The sequence below is a fragment of the Chloroflexota bacterium genome (genome assembly GCA_015478725.1).
Taxonomy (GTDB): domain Bacteria; phylum Chloroflexota; class Limnocylindria; order Limnocylindrales; family CSP1-4; genus C-114.
In genome coordinates this window covers 409061-423475 of sequence record JADMIG010000001.1, presented here as the reverse complement: position 1 = coordinate 423475, position 14415 = coordinate 409061, and the positions used below count along the sequence as shown (strand labels likewise).

Annotated in this window: 13 protein-coding genes and 1 tRNA gene; 7 read left to right on the top strand and 7 right to left on the bottom strand. The window is 70.2% G+C overall.

Annotation, left to right across the window (positions count from 1 at the left end; translation table 11 throughout):
* Positions 1-34: 34 nt before the first annotated feature.
* The 5 genes from rplT to IVW53_01885 all read right to left on the bottom strand — a co-directional run bounded on the left by rplT (position 35) and on the right by IVW53_01885 (position 3689).
* A complete protein-coding gene (rplT, locus tag IVW53_01905) occupies positions 35-385 on the bottom strand; it encodes a 50S ribosomal protein L20 (protein ID MBF6604324.1) in 351 nt (116 codons plus the stop codon).
* A gap of 13 nt (positions 386-398) precedes the next feature.
* A complete protein-coding gene (rpmI, locus tag IVW53_01900) occupies positions 399-596 on the bottom strand; it encodes a 50S ribosomal protein L35 (protein MBF6604323.1) in 198 nt (65 codons plus the stop codon).
* A gap of 4 nt (positions 597-600) precedes the next feature.
* Entirely contained in the window at positions 601-1344 is a 744-nt protein-coding gene (locus IVW53_01895; GenBank protein ID MBF6604322.1) for a translation initiation factor IF-3, read from the bottom strand.
* 327 nt (positions 1345-1671) lie between these two features.
* Positions 1672-3510 (bottom strand): threonine--tRNA ligase, encoded by a 1839-nt coding sequence (gene thrS / locus IVW53_01890; GenBank protein MBF6604321.1) that lies wholly within the window; start codon positions 3508-3510, stop codon positions 1672-1674.
* 102 nt (positions 3511-3612) lie between these two features.
* A tRNA-Val gene (locus IVW53_01885) sits at positions 3613-3689 on the bottom strand.
* Between the two features lie 247 nt (positions 3690-3936).
* On the opposite strand from IVW53_01885, the gene IVW53_01880 reads away from it, so the two are divergent.
* The 7 genes from IVW53_01880 to IVW53_01850 all read left to right on the top strand — a co-directional run bounded on the left by IVW53_01880 (position 3937) and on the right by IVW53_01850 (position 11718).
* The gene (locus IVW53_01880; GenBank protein MBF6604320.1) at positions 3937-4602 is read left to right on the top strand and encodes a pilus assembly protein; all 666 of its coding nucleotides are present in this window, start codon (positions 3937-3939) and stop codon (positions 4600-4602) included.
* Positions 4599-5228, top strand: coding sequence for a pilus assembly protein (locus IVW53_01875; protein ID MBF6604319.1), 630 nt, complete (start codon positions 4599-4601; stop codon positions 5226-5228). Before IVW53_01880 ends, IVW53_01875 begins: the two co-directional genes overlap by 4 nt.
* Before the next feature lie 10 nt (positions 5229-5238).
* The gene (locus IVW53_01870; protein MBF6604318.1) at positions 5239-6972 is read left to right on the top strand and encodes a hypothetical protein; all 1734 of its coding nucleotides are present in this window, start codon (positions 5239-5241) and stop codon (positions 6970-6972) included.
* On the top strand, positions 6969-8489 hold the full coding sequence (locus tag IVW53_01865; protein MBF6604317.1) for a hypothetical protein: 1521 nt from the start codon (positions 6969-6971) through the stop codon (positions 8487-8489). The genes IVW53_01870 and IVW53_01865 overlap by 4 nt, the downstream gene beginning before the upstream one ends.
* Positions 8490-8561: 72 nt before the next feature.
* Positions 8562-9452: a class I SAM-dependent methyltransferase gene (locus tag IVW53_01860; protein ID MBF6604316.1), complete on the top strand. Its 891-nt coding sequence runs from the start codon at positions 8562-8564 to the stop codon at positions 9450-9452.
* Positions 9449-10306, top strand: coding sequence for an RNA methyltransferase (locus IVW53_01855; GenBank protein MBF6604315.1), 858 nt, complete (start codon positions 9449-9451; stop codon positions 10304-10306). The genes IVW53_01860 and IVW53_01855 overlap by 4 nt, the downstream gene beginning before the upstream one ends.
* Before the next feature lie 35 nt (positions 10307-10341).
* Positions 10342-11718 (top strand): NAD(P)/FAD-dependent oxidoreductase, encoded by a 1377-nt coding sequence (locus IVW53_01850; protein MBF6604314.1) that lies wholly within the window; start codon positions 10342-10344, stop codon positions 11716-11718.
* Positions 11719-11778: 60 nt separating this feature from the next.
* Here the strand turns inward: IVW53_01850 and IVW53_01845 are convergent, their stop codons facing one another.
* Together IVW53_01845 and IVW53_01840 are read right to left on the bottom strand one after the other, a co-directional pair.
* A complete protein-coding gene (locus IVW53_01845) occupies positions 11779-13422 on the bottom strand; it encodes an amidohydrolase (protein MBF6604313.1) in 1644 nt (547 codons plus the stop codon).
* Positions 13419-14408, bottom strand: a complete 990-nt coding sequence (locus tag IVW53_01840; protein ID MBF6604312.1) for an asparaginase — start codon at positions 14406-14408, stop codon at positions 13419-13421. The genes IVW53_01845 and IVW53_01840 overlap by 4 nt, the downstream gene beginning before the upstream one ends.
* Positions 14409-14415: the final 7 nt, after the last annotated feature.

Here is a 14415-nt window from a genome sequence, read left to right as displayed (position 1 = left end):
GATGGTCCGGCGGCGAACGGTCACGTGCCGGGCGTCAGGCGCCCCTGGCGACGTCGACGATCCGGCCGAAGGTCGCCGCGTCACGAACGGCGAGATCGGCAAGCATCTTCCGATCGAGCTCGACGTCCGCCTGCTTGAGTCCGGTGATGAAGCGGCCATAGCTCAGTCCATGCTGGCGGGCGGCGGCGTTGATCCGGACGATCCACAGCTGGCGGAACTGGCGCTTCCGCTGCTTCCGGTCGCGCGTCGCATACGCCATCGCGTGGAGGAGTGCCTCGCGGGCGGGCTTGACGAGCCGCGACCGCGTCCCGCGCCGGCCCTCGGCGGCATCGAGAAGACGCTTGTGACGCTTGTGGGAGGTGACTCCGCGCTTGACTCGTGGCATGGAAGATTCGCTCCTACAGGTACGGCAGCAGGCGTCGAACCTGCTTCGCGTGCTCGCTCCCAAGGACGCTCTTGCCGGCGTACCGGCGCGTCCGGCGGGATGACTTGATCTGGAGGTGGTGGCCACTCCACGCGCGGACCCGGACGATCTTGCCGGTCCCGGTCGTCCCGATGCGTTTCTGAGCCGCCTTGTGGGTCTTCATCTTCGGCATCGCTTCATTCTCCTGTCGGTGCCGGCGTCGCGGCGGGGGCTGATCTGGTCCGAGGTCGCGGTGTCGCACGAGGCGCTGCCGCCGGCGCTCCGTCGACCGCGGTCACGGGTGCGCCGACTGGCTCCCGGCCGTCCGGCTCGGCCGTCGATGCCGCCGGTTCGGCGGTAGCTGCCACCGCCTCGATCGCCGGGCCGGCCGGCGCGGGGGACGGCTCGCGCGGGACCGCCGAACTCCCTGCCGCGGGCGGTCCGTCGTGTGACGTCGGTTTGTGCGTTGAAGCGACGGTGATATGCATGGACTTGCCTTCGAGGAGCGGCGCCCGCTCGACGACGCCGTGGTCCTTGATCCTGTCCGTGAACCGTTCGATGAGCGCTCGGCCGATCTCCGGATGGGTGAGCTCGCGTCCCCGGAACTGGACGGCGACCTTGATCCGATCACCTTCCTCGAGGAACTCGATCGCCCGCCGGACCTTCGTGTCGAAGTCGCCGCCGCCGATCTTCGGCTTGAGTCGGACCTCCTTGAAGGTCACGGACCGCTGCTTGCGCTTGGCTTCCTTCTCGCGCTTCGTCAGCTCGTACTTGTACTGGCCGAAGTCGAGGAACCGGGCCACCGGTGGAGCGGCCATCGGCGCGACCTCGACGAGGTCGTACCCTCGCTCCTGCGCCATCGCGAGAGCCTGGGCCGTGGGCATGACCCCCAGCTGGGCTCCCTCTTCATCGACGACCCGCACCTGTGGGATCCGGATCATCTGGTTGATGCGCAGGTCTCGACTGATGGTCTATCCCCTTCGTCTGTGGCGGCGCGGCGGTCGTGCGTGGCGCGACCGAGCGGCGGCAGGGCGCGACCGCCCGCGGAGGATAGCATACGGTCCGAATCGACGACAGCGCGCCGGGGACGCCGGCCGCGATCGTGATATCCGCTGCCGTGAGCGTCTGTCCGCAACCCGCCGACCAGCGCGCGCCTGGTGAGCAAGTGACAGGATCCGCTCGATGTCGACTTCGGATCGGCGCGGGCACCGATCGGCGGAACCCGCGGGACGATTCGGACAGCCGCTCCCATGGGACCGCAGACGGCGCTACGGATGGCGGGCTGCCACCTCCGCCGCGAGCCGGTCCGCAAGCTCGTCCCATCCCTCCGCCGGCAGCTGCTCCCCCGACCTGAGGCGTGGCGCCGCCGTCCGCGCCTCCACCTCCCGGTCCCCAAGGACGAGCATGACCGGGACTTTCTGTTCCTGCGCGAGACGGATCTTGTTCTGCATCCGGCCATCTGTCTCGTCGACCTCGACGCGGAGGCCATGCTCGCGGAGGAGCGCGGCGAGCTCCCTGCCCGGCTCGACGTGCCGGTCGGCGATGGGAACGACGACCGCCTGCACGGGCGCGAGCCAGAGTGGGAACGCACCGGCGAAGTGCTCGACAAGGATCCCGATGAACCGCTCGAGCGAGCCGTAGATGGCCCGATGGATGGCGATCGGCCGCTGCGGCCGCCCGTCCTCGTCGATGTAGGTGAGGTCGAAGCGCTCGGGTAGCATGACGAGATCCACCTGGATCGTCGCCATCTGCCACTCCCGGCCGAGCGCGTCGTCGATGTAGATGTCGATCTTCGGGGCGTAGAACGTCCCGTCCTTCGGCTTCACGACATACGAGACGCCCGATCGATCAAGGGCCGCCCGGATGAGCCCTTCCGCCCGCTCCCAGATCGCCGGGTCGCCGAGCGCCTTGTCCGGCCGGGTCGCGAAGGCGAACCGCGGCGTGAACCCCACCCACGAGTACGCCTCCCGGACTTCGCCGAGCAGCGCCTCGACCTCGTCGGCGAGCTGGTCCGGGCGGACGTAGATGTGGGCGTCGTCCTGGACGAACTGGCGCACCCTGGTCAGCCCGGACAGCGTCCCGGATCGCTCGTTGCGGTGGAGGCGGCCGTACTCGGCGTACCGCAGCGGCAGATCGCGGTACGAGCGGAGATGGGTTCGATAGACGATCGACGATTCCGGGCAGTTCATCGGCTTGAGGCTGTAGGTCAGCCCCTCCGACTCGATGAGGAACATGTTGTCGCGGTACAGATCCCAGTGGCCGGACTGTCGCCAGAGCTTCTCGGATACGACGATGGGCGTGCTGATCTCCTCATAGCCGCGGCGGTCCTGGAGGCTGCGCATCGCGGCTTCGAGGGTCCGCCAGAGCCGCTGGCCCTTCGGGTGCCAGAAAGCCGACCCGGGCGACACATCATGGAAGCTGAACAGGTCGAGCTGGACGCCGAGCCGGCGGTGGTCGCGCTTCTTCGCCTCGGCTCGCCGCCAGAGATACCGGTCGAGCTCCTCCTGCGTCGGCCAGACCGTGCCGTAGATCCGCTGGAGCATCGGCCGCCGCTCGTCGCCGCGCCAGTACGCACCGGCCACGGAGAGCAGTGTGAACGGCCCGATCCGTCCGGTCGAGGCGACGTGGGGGCCCTTGCACAGGTCGACGAACGGACCGTGCTCGTAGACGGACGTGGCCGGCATCGGCGTCCCGTCGGCCTCGGCACGCGCAGCGAGGTCGTCGAGGATCTCCACCTTGAACGGCTGCTCGCGTGCGACGAAGAACGCTCGTCCGTCCGCCGGGGACAGCTCGCGCCGCACGAACGGATGGTCAGCGGCCACGCTCTCCGACATGCGCGCCTCGATGGCCGCCAGGTCCTCCGGCGTCAGCGGCCGCGACAGAGCGAAGTCGTAGTAGAACCCGTCGTCGATCGCCGGCCCGATCCCGAGCTTGGCGCCGGGGAAGAGCGTCACGACGGCCTCCGCCATGACATGGGCCGTGCTGTGGCGCATCGCATCGAGCTCGGTGTGGGCGCCGGCGTCAAGGAGCTCCTCCGCCGAGCCGCGGACCGAGTCAGCGACCTCAAGAGCCTCGTCGTCTGTGATCTGGGATCCGACCTTCTCCACCGGGCGCGCGTCCTCCACCATCGACCTCCGGAATCGCGAAACCTCTCGTCCGTCAGGAGGACGAGAGGTCATCGGGTCCTCCCGCTCGCGCGTGCGACCGCGTGGTGGGCGACACTGGACTCGAACCAGTGACCTCTTGCATGTCAAGCAAGTGCTCTAACCAGCTGAGCTAGCCGCCCATGGGGTGCGACGCGGTTCCGTCGCGCCGCCGCTGGATGATAGCGCATGCCGAACCGCCGGCCGCGGATCGCCGCCCGGCGGGATGTCCGGCGGGACGCCCGGCTGGTACGGATGGCGGGTCGTCCCCGTACGATCGGCGCCCGCGAATGTGTCGATTCTGCAATGTGCGCCGCAAGGTCCGGCCGGGACAATCCACGTCCGGTCGGCCTCTCGTCGAGGGGCCCAGCCTTGAGGCACTGCACATCGATGAGCCCACAGAACGCAGCGAACCGCACGCGACTGGGTCGCCGGCCCGTCCGGTCACATCCCGTCCGTCTGTCGCGGCGCCACTCGCGCGGCCAGTCGCTCGTCGAGTTCGCCCTTGTCGTGCCGCTGTTCCTCGTCGTCATGACCGCGGTCATCGAGTTCGGCTTCCTCTTCAACGCGCTCCTCGCCTCGACGTTCGCCTCGCGCGACGCGGCGCTCATTGCGGCCGAGGCGGGCGACACGTCCGGCGGCGACTGCGTGATCCTCCAGAAGGTCGAGCAGGACGTGACCGCGCCGGCCGATGCCGCGCAGATCAAGACGGTGGAGATCTACTGGGCGAACCAGACGACGGGCCAGCCGATCGCCGGGGCGATCAACACCTACACGCGAGGCGGTACGAAGAGCTGCACGGTGAACGGCGTGAACATGACCGTCCCGTACACGGATCCCCCGGTCCCGGCCGGTTACCTCGAGAAGGATCGCTGCAACATCCTCGCCGGGTGCGGGACTGACAGCGTGGGCCGGAATCACCCGGGCCTCGATACGATCGGCGTCCGGATCACGTACGACTATCCATGGCACACGCCGCTCCAGAATCTCACCGGGCTGCCGTTCACCTGGACGTTCACGCCGTCCAACGCGATGCGCATGGAGCCGGTCCTGTGAACGGGCCCCACGGGTGCCGGCGCCGCGAGCGGGGTCAGGCGCTCGTCGAGTACGCCGTCCTCGTCCCGATGTTCCTCCTCATCCTTTTCGGGATGCTCGAGTTCGGCCTCATCTTCCAGCACAACCTCACCCTCGAGTACTCGACCCGCGAGGGCGCCCGGACCGGCGCCGCACTGGCGAACGGCGGATCGTCGAACTGCCCGAGCGGGACGTTCGACCCGGATCCGAACATCATCGCCGCCGTCGAGCGGGTGCTCACGAGCCCCGGCTCGCCGATCGCCGGCAACATCTCCTCGGTAAGCCAGATCCAGATCTATTCGGCGACGGCGAGCGGCGCACCGGTGAGCGCGGCCAAGACGAACACGTGGACGTACACCGGACCGGGTACCGGACCAGTCGTGGACGGCCAGGCGCTCGTCTTCAGCCAGAGCGGCGCGCAGAACTGGACGGCGTGCGCCCGGAACAACTCGACTCCGCCGGTCGACTCGATCGGCGTGAGCATCAAGTACACCTACACGCTCGTCACGCCGATGTCCGCGATCTTCGGGTTCTTCGGCGGGGGTGGCGGTCCCGCCACGCTGCCGATGAGCGATCTCACCGTCATGGCCCTCAACCCGACCAACTAGAGGTCGCCCGATGTTCATCCTCGGATCAGCCGAGCGTCACGGATCCGGCCGCAGGCATCGTCCGCGTTCGCGCGGCCAGGTCATCGTCATGTTCGCCGGCGGCCTCATCTTCTTCATCGGGCTCATGGCGATCGTCGTCGACATCTCGTGGTACTGGGCGAACACGCTGCGGGTCCAGCGGGCCGCCGACGCGGCGGCCCTCGCCGGGGCGGTCTACCTGCCGGGAGACGTGAGCTCGGCGAAGTCGTACGCCATCGCCGAGGCGACGAAGAACGGCTACACCACCGGCGGCGGCATCGCCGTCACCCCGGCCCAGGACACCCTCGATCCCCGCCAGCTCGATGTCACGGTCTCGGCGCCGGTCGGGACGTTCTTCATGCGCGTCTTCGGGATCGACACGATCACCGCCAGCCGCATGGCCAAGGCGGTCTATGTCCAGCCCGTCCCGATGGGCAGTCCCGAGAACTACTACGGCATCTACTGCCTGACGACCCCGGCGGACAGGAACTGCGACTCCACGACAGCCGTGCCGAACGCGACGGGTGTCGGGACGCTCGCCTCGAAGGGCTTCTGGGGGGCCTTCCAGTCCTCCGGCGACGTCCACAATGAGGGCGACGCGTTCATGCCGTACAACGACACGTTGAACCCCGGGACCAATCCCGCCGGCGGGACGAACCCGGACTACACCGGCAAGGGCTACGACTACGCGGTCGAGGTCCCGGCGAACGGCGGCTCCGTCTACGTCTTCGACCCGACGTTCTGCCCGGTCGGTGGCAGCTATGGATCGGGCGACCACTACAACACCGACGCAGGCCGCCAGTGGGGCCAGCCCGGCCAGAACTACTCGATGGGCAGCTTCTACTCGCTCTACAACACGAACAACACCCTCTTCACGACCGGCGACGACACGCTCGTCGCCTCATCCGGGAGCCTCTTTGCGAACGAGTACCAGTTCGACTACAGCGGCAAGTACGGCTCGCCGGGCTTCAAGGTGGCGCTCGGGACCAAGAGCATCGACGGCGTCGCCGCGATCGACTGCTCGGACGGCAAGATCACGAACCCCGCGGTCGGCGGCTACTGGCACGATCGCTGGTGGCCGATCGCGACGAACCTGCCCGCCGGGGTCTACCGCCTCAACGTCCTCTCGGCGACGGTCAAGGTCGCGACGAACTGGAAGGCCCAGGCGGAGAACGACTTCGGGATCGAGGTCACCGGGCCCACGGGCACCGGCGGCGCTTCCCCGCGCGTCTATGGCCTCGGCAAGATGGCCGCCTACAACATCCTGCCGAGCGGCATCCAGAGCTTCTACCTCGCCCAGATCGACAAGACCGCGGCGGGCAAGACGCTGGAGATCGACCTGTTCGATCCGGGCGACGTCGGCGGCAACGCGTACCTCCGCATCCTGAGCCCGGACGGCAACGCGTACAACTACGCGGAGTTCAACTACACCACGTTCAACCTCAACACGACCGGCTCGAACTGCATCGCCGGACGGAGCGACGCGTGCTCCGGAACGAACCGGACGACGCTCCAGACCGCGAAGAGCGGCTCGAGCAGCTTCAACAACACCTGGGTCCGGATCCTCATCCCCCTCGACTCGACCTACGGTGCCGGGGGCTTGACGCCGCCCGGAGAGACGCAGCCCGGCTGGTGGAAGATCGAATACAACGTCCAGGGAGGCAACGACACAACGACATGGATGGTCAACATTCGCGGCAACCCGGTCCACCTGGTGGTCCCGTGAACGCCGCCTCCGTCGTCGCGACCCGCTCGCGGCGGACCCACCGCACCAATGGTGAACGCTCGCGCGGCCAGGTCATCGTCATGTTCGCCGGCGGCCTCATCTTCTTCATCGGGCTCATGGCGATCGTCGTCGACATCTCGTGGTATTGGGCGAACACCCTGCGGGTCCAGCGCGCCGCCGACGCGGCCGCCCTCGCGGGGGTTGTCTACCTGCCAGGCGACCCGATCACTGCGGACACATTGGCGAAGGCCGAGGCAAAGAAAAACGGTTACGTCAGCGGCACGGGCGGCGTCGTCCTGACGGACAGCCCCAATGTCACGAACCCACGCCGCCTGGATGTCACGCTCAGCGCCCCGATCGACACGTTCTTCATGCGGGTGTTCGGCATCAGCACGATCACCGTGTCGCGCAACTCGAGCGCGGAGTACGTGCTCCCCGTTCCGATGGGCAGTCCGCTGAACTACTTCGGCGACCCGAACGCCACGGACCTCAACGGGAACAAGCTCAATTTCTGGGCGGCCATCCAGGGCACGAACACCGCCAAGGAGAACGGCGACCCCTACGCCACCAAGGTGATGACCCCGAGCGGCGTCGCCAATCCCGAGTACATCGCCCCGTCACCGGGCGTTCCCGGCGCCTACAACTATGGCATCAAGGTCGCGGCGGGCAGCGGACCGATCACGGTCTCCCTGTACGACCCGGAGTTCTGCGGACGAAGCTCGCAGTTCAACGACACGGGCGACGTTTCCAACCTCTACCCGGGAGGCGGGGGCAGCCAGGTGGACACGACGTTCACCCTCTACGACGTCTCCCCGACGCCGCTCACCTACGCCGATGACGTCGCGCTGCAGTCCACCACGTACCCGGCATCGTGCAGCAGCACGTATGTGAGCATCGACCCCGTGACCGGCGACTACGTCGGCAAGTGGATCTCGTTCTACACGATCGCGGCGCCAAAACCCGGCCTCTACAGGATCAACGTCCAGACCACCCTCGTCGGCAACCTCTCGAACCAGTTCTCGATCCGCGCCGTCGCGTCGAGCGGGCCGCAGCCGGAGCTCTACGGTCTCGGATCGATGTCCATCTACGCGAACATGAACTCGGGCATCACGAACCTGTACCTCGCCCAGATCGCCGCGAACTATGCTGGCAAGACCGTCGAGATCCGCCTCTTCGACCCGGGCGATGCGAATGGGAACGCGTCCCTCGGCGTCCTGATCCCCACCGGAGCGAATACGTACGCGCCAGTCAGCTTCACCTACTTTGACGCCGGCGTGAACGGCACCGCAACGCCCCCACAGAGCGGCCCGACGACGACCCTCGTGACCACCTCGAGCGGCACCCGCTACTACAACGGGCACTGGGTCGTCCTTCGGGCGGTCATCCCGAGCGCGTACACCGCGCCGGGAAACGGCTGGTGGAAGATCCAGTACAACTACTCGGGCGGCGCGGCGCATGACCGCACGACCTGGCGGGTCGACATCCTCGGCAACCCGGTCCACCTCGTCGTCCCGTAGGCCCTCGCGCCCGGCGCGCCCTTTGCGACCGGCCAGCCTGCGTCATCATCGCCATCCGGCGATGATGACCGGGTGCAGACGACGCCGGACTACGCTCTCCTCGATGCCGGCGACGAGCGCCGGCTCGAGCGGTTCGGGGGGGTCGTGCTCGACCGACCGGCTCCGACCGCCATCGGACCCCGGCGCGAAGCCGCCGCCTGGGCCGCCGCCGACGCCCGATTCGAGCGGGAGGCTGGTGGCGATGTCATCCATGCCCGCTGGATCACGCGGAACGGCGAGCCGATCGAGCCGATCGAGCCGTGGACGCTCAGCGAGGACGCCCTGACGTTCGAGCTCCGGCTCGCCCCGTCCGGCCAGGTGGGCGTCTTCCCCGAGCAGGCACCGAACCGGCGCTGGATCGCCGGTCGCCTTGATCGCGGTCCACGCGAGAGCGAGCCGACTGAACCCTCACGGATCCTCAACCTCTTCGGGCACACCGGAGGGAGCACGCTCGCCGCAGCGCACGCGGGCGCCGTCACGACGCATGTGGATGGGTCCCGGCCGGCGGTCGCCTGGGCACGGCGGAACGCCGAGCTGAGCGGGCTCGGCGATCGGCCCATCCGCTGGATCGCCGATGACGCCATCTCGTTCGCCCGGCGGGAGGCGCGCCGCGGCCGTCGCTACGACGGGATCGTGCTCGATCCACCCACCTACGGACACGGTCCGGGCGGCACGGAATGGCGCCTCGAGCGCGATCTGCCGGACCTGCTCTCGATCTGCGCCAGACTGCTCGCCGACGGACCCGCTGCGTTCCTCGTCGTGACCACCCACACGCCGGGGATCGGCGCTTCCGAGCTCCACACGTGGCTGGCATCGACGGTCGGTCCGGGTCATCCCGATGTCCGTGAGATGGAGCTGACGAGCGCGTCCGGAGTGAGCCTCTGGCTCGGCTGGTCCGTGTTCTGGACACGGGAGCGGCCGTGATCGACGACGGCCATCCGATCACAAGCCTCGCCAATCCCCGCATCAGGGAAGCGGTCCGCCTCCGCGACCGACGGCATCGCGACGCGACCGGCCTCACGATCGTGGACGGAGCACGCGAGATCGGCCGTGCCCTCGACGCCGGCATCGAGATCGTCGAGGCGTACGTGTGCGACCCACGCGTCGAGAGCGACGACGCCCGCGACGTCCGGACGCGCCTCTCCGCGGCGCGAGGCCCGCGGCTCACGCCCGTCAGTCGCGCCGTCCTCGACAAGCTCGCGTTCGGCGACCGGAGCGACGGCATCGTCGCGGTCGTCCGGCCGCGCGTCCAGCGGCTCGCCGACATCGAGCTGCCGCCCCGGCCACTCGTCGCGGTCGTCGAGGGCGTCGAGAAGCCCGGCAACCTGGGGGCGATCCTCCGCTCGGCGGATGGCGCCGGCATCGACGCGGTCATCGCGGCGGACCCCGCCACCGACCTCGTCAATCCGAACACCATCCGGGCCAGTATCGGGACGATCTTCGCCCGGCCCGTCGTCGCCGCGACGGCTCTCGAGACCCTCGCCTGGCTGCGGGATCGCGGGTTGCGGATCGTCGCCGCCCGAGTGGACGGCACGGCCGATCCATGGGACACGGACCTCCGCGGAGCGGTGGCCGTGATCCTCGGTTCCGAGTCGGCCGGGCTCACTCCGACCTGGCACGGAGCCGATGTCGTCGCCCTACGCCTGCCGATGCGCGGCGCGGCGGACAGCCTCAACGTCTCGGCGGCCGCTGCCGTCCTGTTCTACGAGGCGCTCCGCCAGCGGAGCGCAACCATCGCCGGACGGCCACACCGCGACCTGCCGGTTGCGGCACCATAGGCGGCAGCGCGCGAACGGCGTTCATGGGGTCGCTCATGGAGTCATACGACTTCGTCATCATCGGCGCCGGCCCGGCCGGCGAGGCCGCCGCCCACGAGGCGCGGCGGCGGGATGCATCCGTCCTCATCCTCGATCGCGAATGGTTTGGCGGGTCGTGTCCCCACATCGGTTGCGTCCCCTCGAAGGCGCTGCTCAACTCGGCCGCCTGCCACCTCGCGGAGGGTGCCGCCTACGACTGGCCGCGAGCGTCGGCGCGACGCGACTACATGGTGAATCGTGCTCCGGAGGCGAGCGAGCCGGACGACTCCGGCCACATTCGCGCCCTCGAGGCAGCCGGCGCGGCCACGATCCACGGATCGGGACGGATCGTCGCACCGGGACGCGTCGAGGTCGCGAGCGGGACCACGACCCGCGAGTTCACGGCGCGCCACATCGTCGTCGCCGTCGGCTCGACCACGGCGATCCCGCAGATCCCGGGCATCGACGAGGTCCCGACCTGGACGAACCGGGAGGCGACGCTCGCCCGGGAGCTTCCGGGAAGTCTGCTCGTCCTCGGCGGCGGTCCCACCGGTTGCGAGCTCGCTCAGGTCTATGCCCGGTTCGGCGTGCCGACCACGATCGTCCAGTCCGGGGCACGGATCCTTCCGCACGACGATCCGCGCAACGCGGTGGCGGTCCGCTTCGGGCTGGAACGCGACGGGGTCACGATCCGGACGGGGGTCCGCGCCGTCGCGGCGCACGCCGGGGCAGGCAGCGCTGGCGCCCACGTCATCGACCTCGACGATGGGACGACCGCCGAGGGAGCCGCCGTCCTCCTTGCCGTCGGCCGGACGATCCCCCTGGCTGGGCTTGGACTCGAGGCGTACGGGTTCGACGTGAGCCGGCGGACCAGCGTGCCATCCGACGGCCGCCTCCGCATCGCCGACGGGTTGTGGTTGGTCGGTGATGCGGCGGGTCCGGAGCTCCACACGCATCAGGGGCACTACCAGGGCGAGCTGGCGATCCGGATGGCCCTCGGCGAACCGGTCGCACCCGACTACCGCGCCCTGCCGCGCGCGACGTACACGGATCCGGAGGCCGCCTCGGTCGGCCTCACGCTCGACGAGGCGCTTGGGCGCGGGCTCGAGGCGCTCGAGTTCACCGTCGACTACCCGTCCACCGCGAAGGGCTACTCGATCGAGGCGGAGACGGGCCACGTGACGATCGTCGTGGACCGCGCCACCCGCGAGCTCGTCGGTGCCGCGATCGCATGCCCCGATGCATCGGCGGCCATCCACGAAGCGGTCCTCGCGATCCGCGCCCGCGTGCCGCTCGAGATCCTCGCCGACACGATCCACGCCTTCCCGTCGACCTCGAGGATCTTCAACGGCCTCTTCAACGACGCGGCGCGAGCCCTCGCGACGGCCGGCTGAGGAGCGGCGCCGGGCGACCCGTCGGGCGTCGGCTCGCTGAGCGCCTCGACCCCGCCGCGGTCATCGTTCGTGGGCGACCACCCCATCGAGGAGGACGAGCCGAGGTCGGACCTCGCGGAGCGCCTCCGCGTCCTCGAGTGCCTGCCGCGGGATGACCATGAGGTCCGCCCGGGCACCCGGGCCGAGCGTCCCCCGATCCGCCTCTCCGGCCGCAAGCGCCGCGCCGGAACACGCCGCCCGGAGGGCATCGACGATCGTGAGGCGTTCGTCTGGCCCGAACGTCGGCACCGCAGCATCCCATGACGGGTCGCGACGGGTCACGGCTGCCGCGAGACCGGGCCATGGCGACGCGTCCGCCGTCGGAGCGTCCGTGCCGAAGGCGATGGTCGCCCCGGACGCGACGAGGCGCCCCCACGGATAGGCCAAGGACGGACGAGTCCCCCACGAGCGCCGAGCGCCGGCGGCGTCGTCACGGAGATCACCCGGCTGGACGGAGGCCACGATGCCGGACCGGGCGAATCGCGGCAGGTCCGCCGGGTCGACGAGCTGGACGTGCTCGATCCGCGGCCGGAGGGGCAGCCGGTCGGAGATCGGCTCGAGAGCGTCGAGCGCCGCCCGCACCGCTCGATCCCCGATCGCATGGATCTGGGTCGCGATCCCGGCCGCCGCCGCCCGTGCGGTGAGATCGCGGAGTTCGGCAGGATCGGTCACGAGCAGTCCCGCCGGGCCACCCGGCGGGGCACCCCGATCCGGCTCCGCCGCGTACGGTGCGAGGAGCGCGGCGGTCCGCGAGCCGAGCGTCCCGTCCGCGAAGAGCTTGAGCCAGCCGACCCGCGCCCGCCCGCTCGCCGACCCGAGGGGCGCGCCGCTCCGGAGCCCTCGCGCGATCGCGACGTCGAGCGCGCCCGAGCGGAGGCCGGCGTGGACGCGGATCGGGAGGGTGCCCAGCGTCGCGAGCCGCTCGATCGCGGCGAACCCCTCGCTGAGGGTGCGGTCCATCTCGAGCTCGCTCGGGTCGTGGATCGCGACGAGACCGAGGGCGAGCAGGCGATGCGCCATCCGCGCGATGAGCGCGGCAAGTCGGTCGCCCGTCTCTCGTGGCGCGAGCCGCGTGACGAGGCCCGTCGCGTCCTCGTGGAGGACACCCTCGGGCGATCCGTCAGCGAGCCGTCGAAGCCTACCCCCAGGCGGATCGGGCGTCGTCGCGTCCAGGCCGGCGATGGCGAGCGCGGCGGGGCTCACCCACACCGCGTGCAGGTCGTGCGACCAGAGGAGCACGGGACGGCCCGGTGCGACACGGCCGAGCTCGTCCGCCGTCGGCCACCGCCCCCAGGCCCGGATATCCCACCCACCGCCCCGCAGCCACGCCGCTGGATCGTCGAGCGCGCGGTGGGCGGCGCCGACACGCTCGAGGCCGTCGCCCACGGTCGTCGCGGCGGCAAGGTCGAGGCGGACGGTCGCCAGTGCGGCATCCGCGAGGTGGAGATGGGCATCCGTGAGCCCGGGGATCGCGACCTCGTCGGGCGCGAGGCGAAGGTGTCGCGTCCCCGGACCCGCGAGATCGGCGATGGTCGCCCACGGACCCGCGGCGATCACCCGGCCGGCGGCGATCGCGATGCCGTTCACGAGGCCGAGACCGGTCTCGGGACCGCCGCTGCGTGGCAGCGTGGCGATCGAGCCACGGACGACGAGATCGGCGATCACCCCACGGCCACCGGATCCGCGAGGAGATCGGCGAGCCCGCTCCGATCGAGGGCGGCACCCAGGCCGAGGGCAAGGACGATGCGCGCCTTGGGACCGCTGAGCGAGCCGGCGAGGAACGCACCCGCCCGGAGCCACGTCGCACCACCTCCCGGGAAGGCGTACCCGGTCCCGGCCCGGCCGGCCGGCACCCTCGACACGAGAACGACCGGGATCCCGGCGTCGATGGCCCGCCGACCCGCGGCGAGCAGCTCCGGGCTCGTGTTCCCGGCCCCGGTCGCCGCGACGACGATGCCCCGCGCTCCCGCGACGACGGCAGCGTCGAGGAGGGAGCCGTCCATCCCGACGGTCGCGGTGATGAGGTGGACCGGTTCGACGGCGACCGCCGCATCCACGGAGCGACGCCCCGCACGCCGCCGGCGGACGATGACCGCGCCCGCCTCGACCCAGCCGAGCGGCCCCAGGTTCGGGCTCTGGAAGGCCGTGAGCGACCAGGTGTGCGTCTTCACGACATCGTCGGCGGCGTGGATCGACCCGGCCAGGGTCACCACGACACCCTCGCCGCGCAATGCCGGTGCGGTGGCACAGCGGACGGCGTCGATGAGGTTCGCGGGTCCGTCATAGCCGGCTTGGCTCGACGAGCGCATGGCGCCCGTCACGATGACCGGTGTCGGAGCGCGGTGGAGGAGGTCCCAGCAGAGCGACGTCTCCTCGATCGTGTCCGTCCCCTGCACGACCACGACGCCGTCCACCGCAGGATCGTCCGCCGCCGCGCGGATCGCCCGTCCGATCTCGAGCAGGCGCGGCAGGGTGAGATGGCTCGCCGGCGTCGACCCGAGGTCGACGGCCTCGACCTCGGCGATCGCCTCGAGCCCGGGGGTCCGGGCGAGGATCGCCGTGCCGTCAAGACTCGGCACGTTGCCGCCGGCGACCGGATCGACCGCCATCGCGATCGTCCCGCCGGTGAAAAGCACGGCGACATGGCTCACAGAACGA